The 18,464-nt window shown below is 48.7% G+C and carries 17 protein-coding genes; 5 read left to right on the top strand and 12 right to left on the bottom strand.

The window, feature by feature from the left end; genetic code table 11:
* The coding region (locus HGH90_RS25540) for a putative LPS assembly protein LptD (RefSeq protein ID WP_262888604.1) at positions 1 to 1,433 on the top strand (1,433 nt) is incomplete at its 5' end.
* A 6-nt stretch (positions 1,434 to 1,439) separates the two neighbouring features.
* Here the strand turns inward: HGH90_RS25540 and HGH90_RS25535 are convergent.
* Positions 1,440 to 2,915, bottom strand: a complete 1,476-nt coding sequence (locus HGH90_RS25535; protein ID WP_169192166.1) for a PLP-dependent aminotransferase family protein — start codon at positions 2,913 to 2,915, stop codon at positions 1,440 to 1,442.
* Positions 2,916 to 2,992: 77 nt separating this feature from the next.
* Here HGH90_RS25535 and HGH90_RS25530 point away from each other — a divergent pair, with 77 nt between their 5' ends.
* Entirely contained in the window at positions 2,993 to 3,436 is a 444-nt protein-coding gene (locus tag HGH90_RS25530; protein WP_248277058.1) for a carboxymuconolactone decarboxylase family protein, read from the top strand.
* A 12-nt stretch (positions 3,437 to 3,448) separates the two neighbouring features.
* On the top strand, positions 3,449 to 3,883 hold the full coding sequence (locus HGH90_RS25525) for a GNAT family N-acetyltransferase (RefSeq protein ID WP_169192165.1): 435 nt from the start codon (positions 3,449 to 3,451) through the stop codon (positions 3,881 to 3,883).
* Between the two features lie 49 nt (positions 3,884 to 3,932).
* Here the strand turns inward: HGH90_RS25525 and HGH90_RS25520 are convergent, their stop codons facing one another.
* The 3 genes from HGH90_RS25520 to HGH90_RS25510 form a co-directional block, all read right to left on the bottom strand.
* Positions 3,933 to 4,499: a YceI family protein gene (locus tag HGH90_RS25520; RefSeq protein ID WP_169192164.1), complete on the bottom strand. Its 567-nt coding sequence runs from the start codon at positions 4,497 to 4,499 to the stop codon at positions 3,933 to 3,935.
* A gap of 91 nt (positions 4,500 to 4,590) precedes the next feature.
* Entirely contained in the window at positions 4,591 to 5,019 is a 429-nt protein-coding gene (locus HGH90_RS25515) for an SRPBCC domain-containing protein (RefSeq protein ID WP_169192163.1), read from the bottom strand.
* Positions 5,020 to 5,076: 57 nt separating this feature from the next.
* Complete coding sequence (locus HGH90_RS25510) at positions 5,077 to 5,988, bottom strand: helix-turn-helix domain-containing protein (protein WP_168766538.1); 912 nt, start codon at positions 5,986 to 5,988, stop codon at positions 5,077 to 5,079.
* 161 nt (positions 5,989 to 6,149) lie between these two features.
* On the opposite strand from HGH90_RS25510, the gene HGH90_RS25505 reads away from it, so the two are divergent.
* A complete protein-coding gene (locus HGH90_RS25505; protein WP_169192162.1) occupies positions 6,150 to 7,136 on the top strand; it encodes an aldo/keto reductase in 987 nt (328 codons plus the stop codon).
* On the opposite strand, the gene HGH90_RS25500 is transcribed toward HGH90_RS25505, so the two are convergent.
* From HGH90_RS25500 to HGH90_RS25485, 4 genes are all read right to left on the bottom strand, one after another.
* A complete protein-coding gene (locus HGH90_RS25500; protein ID WP_211093080.1) occupies positions 7,133 to 8,575 on the bottom strand; it encodes an arylsulfatase in 1,443 nt (480 codons plus the stop codon). The two genes, HGH90_RS25505 and HGH90_RS25500, sit on opposite strands and share 4 nt — an antisense overlap.
* A 63-nt stretch (positions 8,576 to 8,638) precedes the next feature.
* The gene (locus HGH90_RS25495) at positions 8,639 to 9,352 is read right to left on the bottom strand and encodes an ABC transporter ATP-binding protein (protein WP_168766536.1); all 714 of its coding nucleotides are present in this window, start codon (positions 9,350 to 9,352) and stop codon (positions 8,639 to 8,641) included.
* 100 nt (positions 9,353 to 9,452) lie between these two features.
* Complete coding sequence (locus tag HGH90_RS25490) at positions 9,453 to 10,166, bottom strand: LytR/AlgR family response regulator transcription factor (protein WP_168766535.1); 714 nt, start codon at positions 10,164 to 10,166, stop codon at positions 9,453 to 9,455.
* A gap of 1 nt (position 10,167) precedes the next feature.
* Positions 10,168 to 11,169: a sensor histidine kinase gene (locus HGH90_RS25485; RefSeq protein WP_168766534.1), complete on the bottom strand. Its 1,002-nt coding sequence runs from the start codon at positions 11,167 to 11,169 to the stop codon at positions 10,168 to 10,170.
* Between the two features lie 203 nt (positions 11,170 to 11,372).
* On the opposite strand from HGH90_RS25485, the gene HGH90_RS25480 reads away from it, so the two are divergent.
* On the top strand, positions 11,373 to 12,158 hold the full coding sequence (locus HGH90_RS25480; protein WP_168766533.1) for an ABC transporter permease: 786 nt from the start codon (positions 11,373 to 11,375) through the stop codon (positions 12,156 to 12,158).
* On the opposite strand, the gene HGH90_RS25475 is transcribed toward HGH90_RS25480, so the two are convergent.
* The 4 genes from HGH90_RS25475 to HGH90_RS25460 all read right to left on the bottom strand — a co-directional run bounded on the left by HGH90_RS25475 (position 12,148) and on the right by HGH90_RS25460 (position 18,397).
* Positions 12,148 to 13,512 (bottom strand): Gfo/Idh/MocA family protein, encoded by a 1,365-nt coding sequence (locus tag HGH90_RS25475; protein WP_168766532.1) that lies wholly within the window; start codon positions 13,510 to 13,512, stop codon positions 12,148 to 12,150. The genes HGH90_RS25480 and HGH90_RS25475 overlap by 11 nt on opposite strands.
* Before the next feature lie 19 nt (positions 13,513 to 13,531).
* A complete protein-coding gene (locus HGH90_RS25470; protein ID WP_169192161.1) occupies positions 13,532 to 14,392 on the bottom strand; it encodes a sugar phosphate isomerase/epimerase family protein in 861 nt (286 codons plus the stop codon).
* Between the two features lie 235 nt (positions 14,393 to 14,627).
* Positions 14,628 to 16,046 carry a phytoene desaturase family protein gene (locus tag HGH90_RS25465; protein WP_169192160.1) on the bottom strand — a complete coding sequence of 473 codons (1,419 nt, stop codon included), beginning with the start codon at positions 16,044 to 16,046 and terminating at the stop codon, positions 14,628 to 14,630.
* Between the two features lie 5 nt (positions 16,047 to 16,051).
* Complete coding sequence (locus HGH90_RS25460) at positions 16,052 to 18,397, bottom strand: GAF domain-containing protein (RefSeq protein WP_168766529.1); 2,346 nt, start codon at positions 18,395 to 18,397, stop codon at positions 16,052 to 16,054.
* Positions 18,398 to 18,464 lie beyond the last annotated feature (67 nt).

Here is an 18,464-nt window from a genome sequence, read left to right as displayed (position 1 = left end):
TTTCCTTCCCGGACGCGACTTTCACCGTAAATACCATCTATCCTTTTCAGCCAAAAGAAATGGTAGGTAAGCCTAAGTGGTATGAGAAGATAGGGATTTCGTATAATGGCGTATTGCGCAACCAGGCTAACTTCAAGGATTCACTATTTGGTAAACAGGCCATGCTGGATGCTATGCAAACAGGTATGCAGCATAGCGTGCCTATCTCTTTTTCCATCCCCGTATTTAAAACATTCACCCTATCGCCGGGAATTAACTATTCGGAATACTGGTACACCAAGAAATTTATCCGTAACTGGAATCCCAACAAGCCGAACCTGGGAACGGGCGACAAGGGCGCCCTGGATACCACTTACCAGGCTGGCTTTTTCACCGCGCGCGATGTAAGCGCCAGCATGTCGTTGTCGACCGCCCTGTATGGTATGTACACGTTTGCCAAGCATTCCAAGGTGAAGGCTATCCGCCATGTGATGCGTCCTACGCTGAGTGCCAGCTACCGCCCGGATTTATCCAGCAGCTATTACCGCCTTGTACAGTATAATAAGGAGGGAGATAAAACCATGATGTCTGACTTCGATGGAGCGATCATTGGCGTGCCATCTCCCGGAACCTTTGGCGGTATCAACTTCGGGTTAGACAACAACCTGGAGATGAAGGTATTTTCCCGGAAAGACACCACCGGCAACCATGAGAAGAAGATTAAATTACTGGATGGTTTCGGTATCAACGGCAACTACAACCTGGTGGCCGATTCCTTTAAGCTGTCGACGTTCGCTATTTATGCCCGAACTAACCTGTTTGATAAACTGAATATTTCCGCCAGCGGTAACCTGGATCCTTACCAGACCGATGCCCGCGGCCGCCGGATCGATAAACTCATCTGGCAGCAGGGTAAGATCAGCCTGGGTCGTTTAACCAACGCCAGCATCTCCCTCAGTACCTCTTTCCAATCGAAGGACAAAAAAGGAAACGCCAAAACACAAACGATGGACTCTATTCAAAATGCGCAAAGCAAGGATGCAGCGTTTGCCGCGCAACAGCGGCAACTGGCCATGGTGCGTGCTAATCCCGGCGAGTACGTGGATTTTGATATTCCGTGGCGTATAGACCTCTCCTATAGCCTTGCCTATACGAATACTATTATTCCGGATTCCGGAGGTGTAGTAAAGAGAATTACCCAATATATTAGTTTCAACGGGGATTTTAGTCTTACGCCAAAATGGAAGATAGGTTTGAACAGTGGTTTTGACTTTACCAATATGCAGATCGCCTATACAAATATGTATATCTCGCGCGACCTGCACGATTTTAACTTATCTATCAACCTTATTCCATTTGGCACCTTCCGGCAGTTCAGCTTTACCATTGCTGCCAAGGCAGGCATCCTGAAAGACCTGCGGCTTAATAGGAGCCGGCAATTCTATGACCAGTAGCCGGTTTTAGGAAGCCGTATCCAAAATACCTTCCAGGATGGCTACCGCTGCCCTCAGCTCCTTATTATTAAGGGAGGCAAAGCCAAAACGCAGCCCGTTAACGGATTTGCCACCATAATGATACTGCTCTCCCGACGACATGCGTAGCCCTTTACTACGGGCGTTTTCCGCCAGTTTAATTAAGGATATGTTGGAAGAGAAGCGCAACCAGATGGCCATTCCGCCGGCAGGCGGTGTAAAAGTGACTTGCTGTCCTAATCGTTGCTGTAGTAATTCACAGAGCAGGTCGCGCCGCTCCCGGTATATTTTATTGGATTTTTTCAGATGCCTGGCTATGGTGCCATCGGCCAGCAGGTTGGCCAGCGCCTGCTCTGCCAGGTTATCGCCCCGCAGGTCCATCAGCCGGCGCAACTCCGCCGAGGCGGCAATAAAACTAGCCGGGGCTATCATAAAACCAATACGGATGGATAAGCCCAGCGACTTGGTAAAAGAACCGATATATATGACGTTGCCGCCATGATCGGCGCTGGCCAGCGGTAATATGGGTGCTGAGCTGTAGTGGAAGTCATAATCGTAATCGTCTTCAATTACCGGCAATTTATATTTACGGATAATTTCCAACAGCTTCATTCTACGCGCGGCACTCAGCGTTACCGTGGTAGGATGATGGTGATGCGTGATCAGGTACAACATCCGGATCTTCTTCTGACTGCACAGCATTTCAATAGCATCTACATCGATTCCTTCTTCATCTACCGGCACTCTCAGCAAACGCGCTCCCAGCTGCTCAAAGCAAAGATCCGCGAAAAAGTAATTCGGACTGCCCACAATCACATAGTCGCCTGGTTTGATGATCATGGCGGCCGCCAGGTAAATGGCCATTTGCGCGCCACGGGTAATCATCACATGATCGGCGGTAATATTGAGACCGCGGGTATCGCTGAGATACTTCACCATTTCCTTCCGTAAGGCAGTAGTACCCGCTGCTTCGCCATACATCAGCAGTTTATGATAGCGGGCGCTTTCTATCACCGAGCGGCATTCCCGTACCCAATCGGTCAGAGGGGCCAGGCGTACATCGGGGAAGCCATCGTTGATCACCAGCGGCATGCTGGCATCGGGATAGGGCGCCATCACCGGCGCTGCCGGTGGCGTATGAAAGGAGAAAGCGGTGGCTTCGCCATAGGGTTGCAATACCTTCCGGAAACTGCGGGGCCGGATCACCGGCAAGTTGGTAGCCACCATCATGCCTTTACGAGGCACCGGCTCCAGCCAGTCCTGGCTGATCAGTTCTTCATAAGCCGCAATCACCGTTTTGCGGTGCAGGTCCAGCTGTAAGGCCAGCACCCGGCTACCCGGCAGAAAAGATCCCGGCTTCAAAATACCTTCCTGTATCAGCCCTATCAGCCGGTTGGCAATTTGCTGGTACACCGGCAATTTCAGTGACTTATCTATTCGAATGAGCGTTTTAAAAGGAAGCATCTGGACTACCTGTCGATTGTTAAGTGGACTACTAAGATACTCCAGCCATCGCTAATTTTACACTATAATTTTTAACGATGATGAAAGAACGTTTTTTAATGAAAGAGATAGATCCCGCAGCGTATACCGCTATGCTGGGGTTGGAAAAATACCTGTCAGGTACCGGCATATCCCCTCTTCACCAGGAAATGATCCGTGTGAGGGCCTCCCAGCTGAATGGCTGCGCCTTTTGCATTAACCAACATACACAGGATGCCCGTAAAGCCGGCGAAACCGAACAGCGTTTATACCTGCTTAGCGCCTGGAAGGAATCGCCGCAGTTCACCCCGGCGGAAAGAATTATCCTGGCTATGACGGAGGAAATCACGTTTATCAGCCGCGAAGGACTTACGGAAAACACCTACCAGCAAGCGTTAAAGGAATTCGGCCTAAAAGGTACTTCTGAGCTGATCATGGCTATCAATATCATCAATGCCTGGAACCGCATTGGCATTTCCACCCACCGGGTACCGGGTCAATAAAATCAAAACACGATGACGCCGATTATAAAAACTGCCCAAACAGATGCCGAATTACTGGCCTGCAGCGACGTGATTTTGTTCCTGCGTCCACACCTGCAGAAAGAAAACCTGCTGGCACAGCTGCGGGATATGCAACAGGAAGATTACCACATTATTTATATCACCGACCCGGAAGATGCTTCCAAAATAGTGGCCTTTGCAGGCTTCCGTCACATGCATAAATTATTCAGCGGTAAAACGATTTATATAGATGATCTGGCCTGTCTGCCTGCCTACCAGGGCCGGGGCTATGCAGCGAAGCTGCTGGATCATGTAAAGGAGCTGGCTAAAAAGGAAGGGTTACAGGGCGTACAACTCGATTCCGGTCACGGGCTGTTTCCGGCGCATCGCTTGTATCATCGCCAGGGATTTTATATCTCTGCCCACCACTTTACACAGAAATTGTAAGGCTTAGCGTATAACCGTTACCGGTATCTGCGGGCAGGTACCGGAACGGTTATTGTTTTTTTGCCTGTACGTTCAATATAACCGTCAGCTTATCATCAATGGCATTATCCGGGCCTACCTGGAAATCTTTGCGGTTAATCACAAACTGACCATTGAACTGGCAGCTGCCTGCCGTCATAGTGGTGGTAAACGGGAAGCTGATGGTTTTAGTAATTCCTTTAATGGTTAAGGCGCCGGTAAACTGGTAAGTGTTAGGTTTCCCCGCCGCGGTAACGGACGTCGATACCAGCTTTATTACCGGGAATTTAGCGGTATTAAAATATTTCTCCGCCATCAGGTCCCGGTCGCGTTTTCCGATGCCCGTATTAATTGTATTCACCGCCACCGTTGCTTCTATAGCCGTTTCTTTCAGCCTATCCGGATCAAAATGTATGTTACCCTTTAAGCCGGTAAAATAACCTGTTACCGTACTGCTGAAAATAAGGTGATTCACAATGGTGAACTTCACCTTGGATCCTTCGTCTACCGGTACATATTGCTGCGCCAAAACATGCGCGCTACCCAGTAGTAACAGCGCGGAAAACAGGAAGCGGGAAATCATTGTGGGCGTTTTCATATTACAAAGTTGACCAATTACCCTGGTATTGCCAAATCACAAAACCAGCAGGTTTCCTTTACAATAGCTCCCGAAACCGCCCGGCAGCGCCTTATTTCCTTTCCGCGACTGACTTCAACCCTGCCAGGATATTTTTCCAGTTTTCCCGGGAATGATCACAGGTTTCCTGGTTTTCGAAGTTTGCCTGGGAAACGGTGAACCGGGTATCATTGTGGCCATTGGCGGCAAGCTCATATACAATAACAGCGTAATTATCCGGTACATCTTCTTTCCCGGTGCTCAGGTAGCTGTATGACAGCTTTTTCTCTTTTTCCACCTCCAGCACTACACCTTTTTCTTCATAACGTTTTCCATCCCATTCGCCCGACCAGGTAACAGGGCTGCCGGTTTGCCAGTTACTGTCCACATCTGTTCCAAAAAAATATTCTTTAATCAACGCCTTATTAGTGATGGCTTCCCATACACGGGAAGCAGGTGCGTTAATGTGGATGGATTCCGATAATTGCAATTGCTTATCCATAATAATGTGTTTTTGTTGATACAATATTAGGAGGTCTTGGTTTTGAAGGATTGCATTTTACGGATTAATTCTAACCGAATTGGGAGTAACGCCAAATCTTTTCTTGAATGCATTATTGAAATGCTGGGGACTGGCATAACCCAGCTCATAGGCTATTTCAGCGGATGTTTTTTCGGTATCAAGGAGATATTGATTGGCCAGCTGCAAACGTTGCCCCGTGAGGTATTCAAATACCGTAGTGTTGAATGTTTCCTTGAAGCCACGTTTTAGTTTGTATTCATTCAGCCCTACCAGCTGTGCTATTTCACTCAATCCCGGGGGATTGCTCAGGCGTTCGTTGATCAGGTCGCGCACCGCGATGATCTTCTCTTTATCCGTTTTATTTTTAATGATGCCATTCTTTTTATCTATCCCGTAATTATAGGCTTCCGCAGAAAGCACCAGCAATTCAATACTTTTCGATAACAGGAATAATTTCTTTAGCTGATCTGTATAACGGCAGTTCAGTATTTGTCCGATTACCTGCTGGATACCGGCGTCGATGCCGCCCCAGCTTTCCGACAGCAGCACGCTGTTGCCGGCCAATACCTGTTCACAAAACCGTTGCAGGTGGTCATTACCATTTTGGGTAAAGGAAATAAACAGCTCCCGGGGAAAATCAATACCAAACGTTTCTATGGTAGAAGCTTTAGGCATCACAGTCATATCCAGCCCGTTGGAGTACATGATATTATGATGGCCGCCCACCAGGTCGAAAGAGCGGTTGAGTTGCCGGTAGGCAAATGCGTAATCGCCTTTCAGCCCGAAGTGGAGCCGTACCACATCCCGGTCGTTGCTGGCATCAAACCCGCCTGGTTTATCGAAATGGCTGATGGTGTGGGTTAGCCTGATTTCGTCACAAAGCCAGTCTGTAATGGTAGTGATCCCATTGGGAATAGTGAGCTGTCGTTGATTTTGCGGTGCCATCATAAGTGAGATAAAATTACGAATAATACGTACCTTTAAAAAAGACCCGGGAGAGATATCTGCTTTGAAAACTACAAGTATTACTGTTGGTTTTACAATTTCATTCCTCCACACTTGCCTATTTTTGCTATATCAGATCATTATTCATAAAGGAAAAACATCTTATGAAGTACAGAACACTAGGAACTACAGACGTAAAGCTGTCTGCCATTGGACTGGGTTGTATGGGTATGAGTCATGCTTACGGCGTGCCCGATGATGCAGAGTCGATTGCCACCCTCGAAAAAGCCATTGAAATTGGCATCAATTTCTGGGATACGGCCGATGTATACGGCGAAGGAGCAAATGAAGAGCTGATTGCAAAGGTCCTAAAACCCAACCGGGATAAAGTTTTTATCGCTACCAAGTTTGGATTTGCATTCGACGCCAATACAAGCGTGAGTGGATTTAACGGTTCGCCGGCCTATATGAGAAAAGCCGTGGAAGCCAGCTTAAAGCGCCTGCAAACCGATGTTATCGATTTGTACTATGCCCATCGTATCGATCCAAATGTGCCTGTGGAAGAGATGGTAGGCGCTATGGCCGAGCTGGTAAAAGAAGGAAAGGTACGTTACCTGGGACTATCAGAAGCCTCTGCCAATACGTTGCGCAAAGCATATGCGGTACATCCTATCAGTGCCTTACAAAGTGAATATTCCCTCCTCACCAGGGGTGTGGAAAAAGACATACTCCCTACCTGTAAAGAGCTGGGCATTACCTTCGTCCCCTTCAGCCCCCTGGCCCGCGGCCTGGTAAGCGCCGACCTGGATGTGAGCAAACTGGCAGATGATGATTTCAGGAAATTGCTGCCCCGTTACCAGGAGGAATACGCAGAAAATAACCGTAACCTGGCAGCCGGGTTCGCAGAGCTGGCAGCCGGCAAAAACTGTACAGCAGCGCAGTTAGCGATCGCCTGGGTACTGGCGCAGGGCGATAATATTATCCCTATTCCGGGTACCAAGAGAAGAAAATACCTGCTCGACAATGCCGGCGCGGTAGATGTACAGTTAACGGCCGCGGACCTGGAAAACCTGGAAGCACTGCTTCGGAAATATCCTAATACCGGCGACCGCTATTCCGAACAAATGAATCGACTGGTGGATAAAAGCTAAGGACGCCAGAAAGGATATAAGGCCGTTTCCACATGCGCCTCTTTCATTATAGCCGCCATTTTCGCCGTAATATCGGGGTAACGGGCGGCTATATTATTTTTTTCTCCCGGGTCTTTAGATAAGTCGTATAGCTCCACCCCGCCATCGGGATGCTGTTGCGCCTTTTGGCGTACCGCCTTCCAATTACCCTGGCGAACGGCTTGCCGTCCACCATCTTCATGAAATTCCCAATAGAGATAGTTGTGTTGTTGCTGTCCCTTGCCACCTGTAAGCGTGGGCAATAAAGATACCCCATCTGTGACCGGTACAGCAGGCGCCTTGGCCACCAGGGCCAGTGTAGGCATAATATCCCAGAAGGCGCCCTGGAAGCCATTAGTACTACCGGCTTTTATTTTACCTGGCCAGCGGGCAATAAAAGGTTCCCGGATACCTCCTTCATACAAATCGCGCTTTACGCCTCTCAAACCGCCGGCACTGTTGAAAAAAGCAGGATCTGCGCCGCCTTCGGTATGCGGACCGTTATCGCTGGTGAAAATAACGAGGGTGTTTTTATCCAGACCCAATGCCTTTAATCGCTCCATTACCTGGCCTACGTAATTATCCAGGCGGGTAACCATGGTAGCAAAGGTAGCATGCGGATATTGCTGGGAAGCATAACCCGGTACGGTAGCTCCGGGACCGTAATCGTTGCCTTTATAGGGCTTTTCAGCATATCTCCCCTTAAAATGCCGGAAAAGGCTGTCATCCGGTACTTGCAGTTCTGCATGTGGTAAAGTATAGGTGAGATAAAGGAAAAACGGCTGATGCTGGTGATCTTCCAGGAAGCGAAGTGCCTGGGCCTGTATAAGGTCTGGAGCATAGGTTTTCATTTGTGCCAGCTGCCCATTTTCTTCCAGCATCACTTTCTGCTCATTATCCCAGAGGTGGGTAGGAAAATAACGGTGCGATTGCCGTTGACAGTTGTAGCCATAAAACCGGTCTGTACCATGTTTCAACGGATCGCCGGAAGAACCCACCGGGCCTAGTCCCCATTTACCGAAAATACCGGTAGTATATCCTGCCTGTTTCAATACTTCCATTACCGTTACAACGGTATCGGCTATAGGCTGTTGCCCTTCGGGCTGTATTTCTTTGTTACCACGGATATAGGTATGCCCGGTATGCAGGCCGGTAATCAACGAGGCACGGGAAGGCGCACATACCGACGTGCCTGCATAAAATTGGGTAAAGCGCATGCCTTGTTTTGCTAGCTGATCGATATGCGGGGTACTGAATTTTTGTTGCCCATAGACACTCAAATCTCCATAGCCCATATCATCGGCCAATATAAATACGATGTTTGGAGTAGCGGCCGTTTTTTGCTGCGCCAGCACCGTAGAAGCGGTTAACAGCGCCAGCCCTGCTGCCGGCGCCCACTTGCGGATAAATTTCATATTCATAGTTCTCGCTGCTTAGGTGGCAATAGTTGTCACTCCGTCAAAATACAAAGTATTCTTGTTTTTTCACAACAAGGGCGCAGCGGTCAGCTGTATAAATAACTCTTCCAGGCTTTGCTGCCCGATATGCGGAACTCCTTCGTACAATAACCGGCCTTTCCGGATGATAGCCACCTGGGTGGCCATTTTCTCCACTTCTCCCAGCAGGTGGCTGGATAAAATGATGGTTTTCCCCTGTTCCTCATTCAATGTTTTCACCAGGCTGCGCATGGCGATGATACCGGCGGGATCCAGGCCATTTGTAGGTTCATCCAGGATCAGCAAGGCAGGATCTGACAGCAGGGCTATGGCAATGGCCAACCGTTGTTTCATACCCAGTGAATAAGTCTTTACTAACTGATGAGCGGCTTCCGTCAACTCCACCTGTTGCAGCACATCCCTTATTCTTTCCTTATGGCAGTGATAACAGCGCCGGAAAATGTCAAGATTTTCCCTCCCCGTCAAATGCCCATACAGCGAGGGCTGCTCAATCAGGGATCCTACCTGTTGCAGGATAGCTACCCGGTGGGTGGCAATATCCTTATCGAAGATACGGATACGGCCTGCCTGCAGCCGGAGCAATCCCAGTAAAAGAAACAAGGTAGTGGTTTTCCCGGCGCCGTTGGGACCTAGTATGCCATATACGCTACCGGCGGGAATTTGCAGGTTAAGATCTTCCAGCACTTTGTGTTGGTTAAAAGTATGATGCAGGTGATTAATTTCAGCAATGAGGGCAGACATGTGACCTGGCATTTTTTGTGATCGTAAAGCTGCCGATTATACCCGACGTGCAGCAAGGCTATTCAACCAAATGGACGATTGTTTATACAGACAGGATCTTTTACAAACTGCTCCCGCTAATTTGTTTCATAAATGCCGCTTTATACAACTCCCCTATCGGGATCACATCGTTCTTTATGTGGATCATATTGCGTTCTATGGTATCAATTTTATTGAGCGCTACAATAAAGGAACGGTGCACCCTTGCGAATTGCGCTGCAGGCAGCACAGCTTCCATTTTCTTGATATTTTGCAGGGTTACTACCTTGCCGGTCATTGTATGAATCGCGATATATTCTTTAAGCCCTTCTATGTATAGGATATCCGGCACACAGATCTTTACCAGTTTATAATCTGATTTAACGAATAATACAGGCGTTGCCGGGATCGCAGCTGTCGCCATAGCCGGAGCGGGACTAATCAGCTGCAGGGCTTTACCCGCAGCCTTCAGGAAGCGATCAAATGCAATAGGTTTGAGCAGGTAGTCTACCACATTCAACTCATAGCCTTCCAATGCAAAGTTCCGATATGCGGTAGTGAAAATGATACTGCATTTGTCGCCTACCAGTTCGGTAAACGCGATGCCTGTCAGCTCAGGCATCTGGATATCCAGGAATACCAGGTCTACCTGCTGTTGCTGTACCGCATTCAGGGCGTCCAATGGGTTATTGTAAGTGCCCACCAGCTCCAGGAAAGGGGTTTTCTTCACATAGTCGGCCAGCAGTTGCAAAGGCAGCGGTTCATCGTCAACAATTATACATTTTAGTACGTGCATATCAGTGAGTTGTCAATACTAGTGTTACCATATAGTGTGTAGGCGTTGTGGAGATATCCAGGGTATGTTTACCAGGATATAATAGTCCCAGTCTTCGTTTCACATTGGATAAACCGATGCCTCCCGTGCTGTCTTTATGATCCTGGTTTATCTTATTGCGGCAATGAAAAGTTAAATGCCGGTCGGATACCTGTAGTTGCAACGATACTTTTTCATTGGGCTCATTCAGGGCGGCATGTTTAAATACGTTTTCCACAAAAGGGATCAGCAACAGGGGCGCTATCGTGATGTCCGGCAACGCTCCTTCCACATGCAATTGCAGATTATCCGGGTATAGCATACGTAGCTGCTGCAAGGCAATCAGCTGCTCAATATAGGCTACTTCCTTGTGAAGCGGCACCTGCTCTCCGTTACTTTCATACAGCATATACTGCATCATATCCGACAAGCGCATGACCGCGTCGGCTGTTTTATCGGATTGCTGGTAAGCGAGTATATAAATGCTGTTGAGTGTATTGAAAAAGAAATGGGGATTGATCTGGGATTTCAGGAACGCAAGTTCTGTTTTCAGCTGCTGATTTTCTAATTGCCGCCGGAGCCGGTCGTTCCGGAACCAGTCGAGCGCAAACTGATAACCGATACTAACGGGAAGAAGCATACTAAGTATCCATCCGCTATGAAAAAAAAACTTTACCGTTTTATACCAGTAATCTCCGGCCTGGTATACGCCGAATAAACTATTGATAAAAATAATGATGGGGGTGTCGATGATCATCAATCCCAGCCAGGAGAGCAGCATAGGCCATAGCTGCCGCGTTTTCATCCATCGGGGGAAAATGATACAAAGATTGGCGTAGAAGTTAGTCAGGTAGAACAAAAAGGCTACCATCCAGTACGATAAAAATTGGCCGTTATTCCTTGCTAGTGCTGGGGCGAGGGCTGCAATAACAGCCACCAGTAGCCAGAAAGCAATGTGCAAAGTTATCAGTACCCGCTTGTTCATGCAATAAAAGTAAATATCTCCCTTACATACTGCTGCTATTTTCAACCAACACCCGGTTTTCTTATACCGGCTCCCTGTTTTATACCATCAACTAATAACGCTGCAGACCAGCCTGTTAGCGGAAAAAATAGGGCATTTGATTGAATTCATTTTGTAGGGGGATGTATTTCGCTGAGTTTCGTTGATGAATTTAAAACAATAATATGAATCGTACGCTTTTATGGCATATTACGGCGGAATGGCTGAAATGCCGCCGAAGTCATATTACCTGGTTAACGTTGCTGGTAGCTGGTTTGCTACCTGTACTGCACTTTGTAGGCATGGAAGAACATCCGGAAACCTTTATCCCGATGATGAAAAGGGGGCCGTGGGATCTATTGTTTATGATGAACCTCGATACAGCGTCCATGGCCATGATACCGGTATATTGCCTATTGCTGTTTGCCTTCCTGGCGGCTATAGAAACGCGGCATCATGCCTGGAAGCAGTTGTACAGCTTACCTCGCAGTTATACAGATATTTACCTGAGCAAGTTTATAGTAGCCCAGTATTACCTGGTTATTTATTTCCTGTTGTTCATCCTGTTTGTTGTAGCGGAGGGGCTGGTATTACATGCAGTGATTCCGGCGTATCCATTATATGTGCAGAACATTCCCTGGGAAACCATGCTAGTGCGTTGCGGACGGGTATATGTGGGTACGCTTTCCTTATGTGCGCTGCAATATTGGCTGAGTATGCATTTCAGGAACTATATGATCCCGGTGATGCTAGGACTGGCAGTATTGGCAGCAGGACCAGTAGTTCGTTTATTAGGCCTGGCGCCTTACGATCCGTATGTATATCCCCGTATCTTGTTTGCCGTAGGTATTCCTACCAGGCATTTTTATTACCCGACAGCAACCGCCTTTATCATTGCCGTGTGCGGCGTAGTGCTGTTGCTGCCGGGAGGATGTATGTTACATGCCCGGAGGGGCCAGTTTAGAGTGTAAATACTTTACCGCCTACCATTACTTCCTGGGTAGCTTCATCGAAGGTAGCTTTCATGCCGGTGCGATAGGCGGCGTTGCCCATGATCAGGGCAATAGAATGCGAGTAAGCTGCTTCGATGGGTGCATTGGGTTGCTTACGTTCACGTACACACGTCATCCAGTTGCGTACATGGGCATTGGTGAGCGAATCGCCTCCGGTGTTGGCACTGGTAGTGGCAGCTTCTTCGTTGCTCAGCGTAATGTTAGGCAGCAGGTTGGCGTGCAACCCCATTTCCTGCGCTTCTTTTTCCGTGAGTCCGCCGGTAGGGCTGATTTTGTTGGTAGACATATCGATGGTACCACCGTTGGAATAATAAATCTCTTTCGTGCCGCCGGCGGAATTGTGGAAACGGCTGCTATACATTACCTGGAATCCGTTGCCGGGATCATTTTCCGGACCGTAGTCAAAAACCGCGGTGAGGGTGTCGGCATTTTTGCGTCCATCTTTCCACATGTAGATACCGCCGTTGGCGACTGCGCTGCGGGGATGTTTCAGGCCGCTGAACCAGTGCACCGTATCGATCTGGTGCGTCATCCACTGACCGAAGATACCAGAAGAATAAGGCCAGAAGAGGCGGAATTCGAGGTATTTGCGGGGATCCCAGGTATCATGTGGACGGCCTGCCAGGAAGCGTTTCCAGTCGGTATCCGATTCCCGGATCGACTTCACCAGTTCCGGGCGGCGCCAGCGGCCGGGCTGATTTACATTCCAGGTCATTTCCACCATAGTGATAGGCCCGAACTTACCCTGCTGGATGAAGTCGGCGGCGGCATGATAGCTGGGACCGCTGCGGCGCTGGGTACCCACCTGCATAATGCGACCGGATTCTTTCACTGCTTTCAGTGCATTACGTGCTTCTTCCATGGTTTCAGCAAATGGCTTCTCGCTATATACATCACATTTATTTTTTACGGCTTCAATGGTGTGATAAGCATGTTGAAAATCGGCCGAGGCGATGAATACAGCATCCAGCCCTTTGATTTTATATAGTTCATCGTTATTCACACAGGCTTGCACACTATGCCCTGTTTTATGCTCCAGGAAAGCTTTTCCTTCTTCCCGGCGGCGGTTCCAGATATCAGATACCGCGATAAGGTCGAAGTTGAGTTCTTTGTTGTTATTAAAAAAAGAGGGCAGCAGCGCCTGCCGGGCCCTGTCAGAAAATCCGACCAGCCCTACATTAACACGATCGTTGGCGCCCATAATGCGGGCGTAGCTGCTGGCAGGCATGCCCATGGCGCTGAGGGTAATACCGGCGCCTGCCAGTAAGGATTGTTGCAGGAATTCCCGCCTTGTTTTTTTTGATGCAGACATATGAGATAGATTTCAGTTTTTATTGAGTGGTCCAGGCTTCATTGAGTTGCTGATGTAAATATTCGTAGGCAGGCTTATACTGCTTAGCAGGGTCCTCCCAACGGCATTCCATCATGATATGCCCGTTGAAGCCAATCTTATGCAGGGCTGCGAGGTAGGGACGGAAATCGTCGCCGGCCAGTCCCGGCGGAGTTCTCTTTTCCCGCTCTGCAATATGGCAATGTACCAGTATGCCCTTTGCTTTTTCGATACTCTCCGGCGATTCGTGTTCCCGCAGCATATGATAAATATCTGCCGTAAGCCGGAAGTTAGGATGACCAATCGCGCGTACAATATCGTTGCCCTCTGCTACGGTGTTGACAAAATTAGTTTCAGAAGTATTCAGGTTTTCCATAGCAATGACTACATCATATTTTGCGGCAACAACAGCCATTTTGCGGCATAATCCTATAAACTCCCGCACTACTTTTTTGCGGTCGGCGCCATCGGGTATTTTGCGGGCTTCACCACTTCCCAATACAATGAGTTTTATTCCCGCTATTTTAGCGCGGCGCATAACAGCATCTACATACTCCAATACCTTGCGCTCATCTACTGAGTCGCCCGTAAGCCGGATGTTCCCCGGGATGAATACATTACAGCTTTCAATTTTACAGCGGCTACGGCGGATGGCCTGCAGCTGTTCGTTGAATTGGCCCTCGCTCAGGGCAGGAGAAAGTACCTTGCGGACGGCTTCTTCCAGGAAGGTAAAGCCGTTGGCTGCCGCCAGGCTGTCGTTGGTATAAGACGAGCAGATACCGATGGCCGGAAGTGTTTGTGCATTCGATTGCAAAAACGGGTTTAAAAACAGGGAAAAGAGCAGTAGCAGCCTTATTTTCATAACGATGGATGGATTTAATGTGGAAATCGGAATGCTTTAAGATAATATGTAATTCCCGAAAAACAAAATAAAAAGGGGAGTGATTAAAAGCCTGCCATTATTGCCAAATAGTTTCTTTCTCCAGCCAGGTAATGGGGCTTAGGCATTTCATACCTTTCCAGGTTACAAAAAATAGCGCGGCTGAAGAAGAAAAAAAAGTGAACTGGCACTATCTCCAACGGCTATACGGAGTGGACTAAAAAAGGTCTTTTAATACAGTATTGGCTGCGTGATAACCGCACATGCCATGCACACCGCCGCCGGGAGGCGTAGCAGAAGAACAGATATAAATCCCTTTCGCAGCAGTACGATAGGGCGACCATCGCAGGGCCGGGCGGGTATATAGTTGCCGTATATCCAGGATACCTCCGTTAATGTCGCCGCCTACGTAGTTAGGGTTATAGCTTTCCAGCTGTTGCGCAGTAAAAGTATGCCGCGCCAGTATCAAATCACGGAAACCCGGGGCAAACCGTTCTACCTGTTTTTCTATGGCGTCTGTCATATCGGTGGTAGCTCCGTTGGGTACGTGACAATATCCCCATGCAGTATGCTGACCTGCCGGGGCCCGCCGGTCAAACAAACTTTGCTGTGCCAGCAATACAAAAGGCGCTTCATTGTATTCCCCACGGTAAGCCCGTTGCTCCGACAAGGCAATTTCAGCATAGGTGCCGCCCAGGTGTACGGTCACCGCTTTCCGGCAGGCCTCCGCCTTAAATGGGATTGGTCCGCTTAGCGCCCAGTCCACTTTAAATGCACCGGGGCCATAACGATAACGTTGCAGCTGCTGCCGGTAATACGGCGTAAACTGGTTGCCTGCAATCTGTAATAATTGTTTAGGCGTAAGGTCAAACAGTACGGCATGATGCGAGGGCAGCTGGGCCAGCGAACTAACGTGTACGCTTGTTTGAATTTCGCCACCCAGCGATTCGAAATGATGCAGGAGCGCATTGCCGATAGACCGCGAACCGCCCCTCGGAATGGGCCATCCATGGCGATGCCCTGCTGCTGCTAGTACCATACCTACTGCGGCGGTGGCGACATTGGTAAGCGGTTGAATACTATGGCCGGCGATACCGGCCCATAAACCTTTGGCCGCTGGTGTTACAAATCGCCGGGCAATGGCAGCCGCCGATCGCAGGGCGTTTACACCAAATCGAGCCATGATCAAAGGATGATTTGGAAAGGATAATGGGCCCAGGCTATCCCCGGCTATCTCTTCCCAATGCGCTGTCACCGGTGCTACCAGGTTGCGATAGGCGGCGCCATCAATCCCCAGCGAATCGGCTGTTTCATCGAGGGAGCGCGACAGGACCGCCGCCGTGCCATCATCAAATGGGTGTGCCATCACCAGCGGCGAATGGATAAATTCCAGTCCGTATTTTGCCAGCGGCAACTGCGACAGGTAGGGAGAACCCAATGCCATAGGATGTACCGCTGCACATACATCATGTAAGAAGCCCGGTAAGGTAAGTTCCTGCGTACGCATACCACCACCAATAGTATCCCGCGATTCGAGCAGCAATACCGACAGCCCCTGTTGTTGCAGCCTGATGGCGGCACACAGGCCATTAGGCCCGGAACCTACTACAATGGCATCGTAATCTTTCTTCTCCATACCTGCTACGCTTGATGAATGGCCTCCGGAAATACGACTTCTACCCGGATAGCTTTTAACCCGTTCAATCCCTGTAACTCTTCCAGTTCCAGCTCTTCCAGCTCCTTCTTCAGCTCTCCCGATTCCTGGAGGTAACGGATAAACGGAAGGTAATCTTCCAGGTCTTTGGGATCAGAATAAATCAACGCAATCTTTCCCGGTTGTGTTAACCGTTCTTCTGTATCCCGGATATGCACTTTATCGATCCGCTTCTTGATCATCTGGTAACGGATATTGTATGCCCCTTCTACATCAAATTTCCGCTCGTCTGCCCGGAAACCGATATCGATGGGATGCGTGTGTACAAAGATCAGTTGGGTAGTATACAAAGATTTGGGCATCTGCGTGAGCAACTTATGTGTAAGCCTGGCCACCGCTACCATAGACGAAAGCTGCCATAGACGGATATGCTTGAGATGCAGGTGATTGAAGGGGCGATTCGGCGCAATTGTTTGACCGATATAAATGTCATACTCCACCCCATCCGTTCTGAATTTTTCAAAGTAACAGGGATAAGATTCCTGGAGCCTGGATTTCTCCGACTCAAAATATCCGTTCACCGTTTGATTGATCATGCGCATAGATTTTTCCAGCGCGTCTTTATTGTTATCGCTGCTAAGGTTATCTATGCACACCTCGATGTTTTCCCGTTGCTCCGGATACTGTTCCGCTACGTGCCGCAGGTATTCCACCGCGGTTACTTCCAGGAAGCGGTTCAACTCATTTTCATCGGAGGGGCTCAGCTGCTGCTGTACCAATGCCTGCTGCCATTGCAGACAGTGAAAAATCATTTCCTTGAGGAGATCATCCTCATGTTGACCGCGTAAAATATCGAGGGTGGAGGCCAGCAGGCTCAGATGCCCGTCCAGGTCGGCAATAATCGCCTTATTCCTTTCCACTGTTGAGTTACGTATATCAATGGCGCCATACAACGGATACACTTCTTTAAACAGGATGGGCTGAATAACCGCCGGCTGGTTTCTTTTTACCTGGTAAAGGTATTGCCAGGCGGCTTCATTAAACTTCCATTGTACAGCAGGCTGTATGGAAGTAAATTTTTCCTTGATCACCTTTTCTATCTCCAGGTTAAACTCATCGATATAAACCTGCAATAGCTGCGCTAAAGCTGCTATGGCAGGTTCCAGCAGCGCGAGGGATCTGTCTCCAAAAGTTTCTTCTCCCCAGGTATGTACCGCCAGTACGCCTACCAGTTCTTGCACGTGGTACAGCGGCATCAGCGCTAGCGACTTTACCCCCAGTTTACGGAAATGTTCCAGGAAGGCATATTCTTTACGGGTTTCCAGGAAAATATCGGAGGAGAAATAAAAAACAGGCTTCGCGGAAAAGCCTTTTACCTGCCGGCGGAATTCTTCCGCCGGCAGCCGGTCTTCGCCCCATACCTGGAATAAAATGCCGGTGCCTCCTTTTTCAAAACCATATACCGGCTCATCATTTACCCGCAGGAAAGGAAACAGGTCAAATTCAATTTTACTATTACGCAACAATGACTTCAACGATTGGATCACCTGCTGATAGCTTTTCTCTCCCGTTAGAGCCGTTCGGGAAAGCCGCACCTGGCGGATGTTTTCCACGGCCTTTTGTGCGGTGATATCTGTAACCGTAATGACGCAAAAACCACGAAAGCGGAACATGTCCAGTGGCAACAACTGTTGCAGTACTTCAAACCCGCCTCCTTCACTCATGCTGGTATATAACTGTACAAAATCGATCTCCGGCAATGGCTCTTTAGCCGTTACCGTCATAAAATCGGTGTTAATATGTACGGCATAATATTGCAGCAAACCGGTTGCCTTGTTAATGCCTGCGTGATATAAATCTGTTCTCACCGGCGCCTGGAAATTATAGAGTCGCTGTAAGATGAAAACATATACCTGCCGTAACCTTTCCATATGGTACTCGGCCGGAGAGCGCTCTACTTCATACTGATGATCATGGCCTTTGCTGTCCATCAATTCATATATCAGATCGGTGCCATAAAAAGTGATGGGCTGAAAGGGGAAGCTGAGCCCCCATACCAGGTCCTGCTCCCCTCTCATGGCGGGCGACAGGCAGGCGTAGATATATTCCAGCAAAGGGCCATAACGGATGATTTCCGCCAGGGGGATGTCCCGTTGACTTACATCTGAAGATAGCAACTGTTGCAGGGTTTCCTGGTATATCATCGCCTTTACAGTATGTTCTTCTGCTACCCTCTTTTTAAGGTAGGCAACAAACGGTTCAAAGGAGATGGCAGCATCGATCGTCAACGGTTGCGCCTTGTTTGCGGACACATCCAGTATGATGGTTTGCATAATGGGATCATTCTTTCGCTTCCAAAGGTAGGGAATCCCTGATAATTGCAAGGTGCAACACGCATAC

The sequence above is a fragment of the Chitinophaga sp. Ak27 genome, assembly GCF_012726295.1.
Lineage (GTDB): Bacteria > Bacteroidota > Bacteroidia > Chitinophagales > Chitinophagaceae > Chitinophaga.
The sequence above is the reverse complement of the archived record's forward strand: the minus strand, read 5'-3'. Positions and strand labels throughout refer to the sequence as shown.

What these genes read in the sequence shown, in the direction of transcription:
- HGH90_RS25515 (WP_169192163.1), bottom strand. Translation starts at nt 5,019, where the DNA reads ATGGATAAGCAATTGCAATTATCGGAATCCATCCACATTAACGCACCT.
- HGH90_RS25485 (WP_168766534.1), bottom strand. Translation starts at nt 11,169, where the DNA reads ATGAACAAGCGGGTACTGATAACTTTGCACATTGCTTTCTGGCTACTG.
- HGH90_RS25460 (WP_168766529.1), bottom strand. Translation starts at nt 18,397, where the DNA reads ATGCAAACCATCATACTGGATGTGTCCGCAAACAAGGCGCAACCGTTG.
- HGH90_RS25510 (WP_168766538.1), bottom strand. Translation starts at nt 5,988, where the DNA reads ATGATGGCACCGCAAAATCAACGACAGCTCACTATTCCCAATGGGATC.
- HGH90_RS25525 (WP_169192165.1), top strand. Translation starts at nt 3,449, where the DNA reads ATGACGCCGATTATAAAAACTGCCCAAACAGATGCCGAATTACTGGCC.
- HGH90_RS25495 (WP_168766536.1), bottom strand. Translation starts at nt 9,352, where the DNA reads ATGTCTGCCCTCATTGCTGAAATTAATCACCTGCATCATACTTTTAAC.
- HGH90_RS25465 (WP_169192160.1), bottom strand. Translation starts at nt 16,046, where the DNA reads ATGGAGAAGAAAGATTACGATGCCATTGTAGTAGGTTCCGGGCCTAAT.
- HGH90_RS25530 (WP_248277058.1), top strand. Translation starts at nt 2,993, where the DNA reads ATGATGAAAGAACGTTTTTTAATGAAAGAGATAGATCCCGCAGCGTAT.
- HGH90_RS25520 (WP_169192164.1), bottom strand. Translation starts at nt 4,499, where the DNA reads ATGAAAACGCCCACAATGATTTCCCGCTTCCTGTTTTCCGCGCTGTTA.
- HGH90_RS25490 (WP_168766535.1), bottom strand. Translation starts at nt 10,166, where the DNA reads ATGCACGTACTAAAATGTATAATTGTTGACGATGAACCGCTGCCTTTG.
- HGH90_RS25535 (WP_169192166.1), bottom strand. Translation starts at nt 2,915, where the DNA reads ATGCTTCCTTTTAAAACGCTCATTCGAATAGATAAGTCACTGAAATTG.
- HGH90_RS25480 (WP_168766533.1), top strand. Translation starts at nt 11,373, where the DNA reads ATGAATCGTACGCTTTTATGGCATATTACGGCGGAATGGCTGAAATGC.
- HGH90_RS25475 (WP_168766532.1), bottom strand. Translation starts at nt 13,512, where the DNA reads ATGTCTGCATCAAAAAAAACAAGGCGGGAATTCCTGCAACAATCCTTA.
- HGH90_RS25505 (WP_169192162.1), top strand. Translation starts at nt 6,150, where the DNA reads ATGAAGTACAGAACACTAGGAACTACAGACGTAAAGCTGTCTGCCATT.
- HGH90_RS25500 (WP_211093080.1), bottom strand. Translation starts at nt 8,575, where the DNA reads ATGAATATGAAATTTATCCGCAAGTGGGCGCCGGCAGCAGGGCTGGCG.
- HGH90_RS25470 (WP_169192161.1), bottom strand. Translation starts at nt 14,392, where the DNA reads ATGAAAATAAGGCTGCTACTGCTCTTTTCCCTGTTTTTAAACCCGTTT.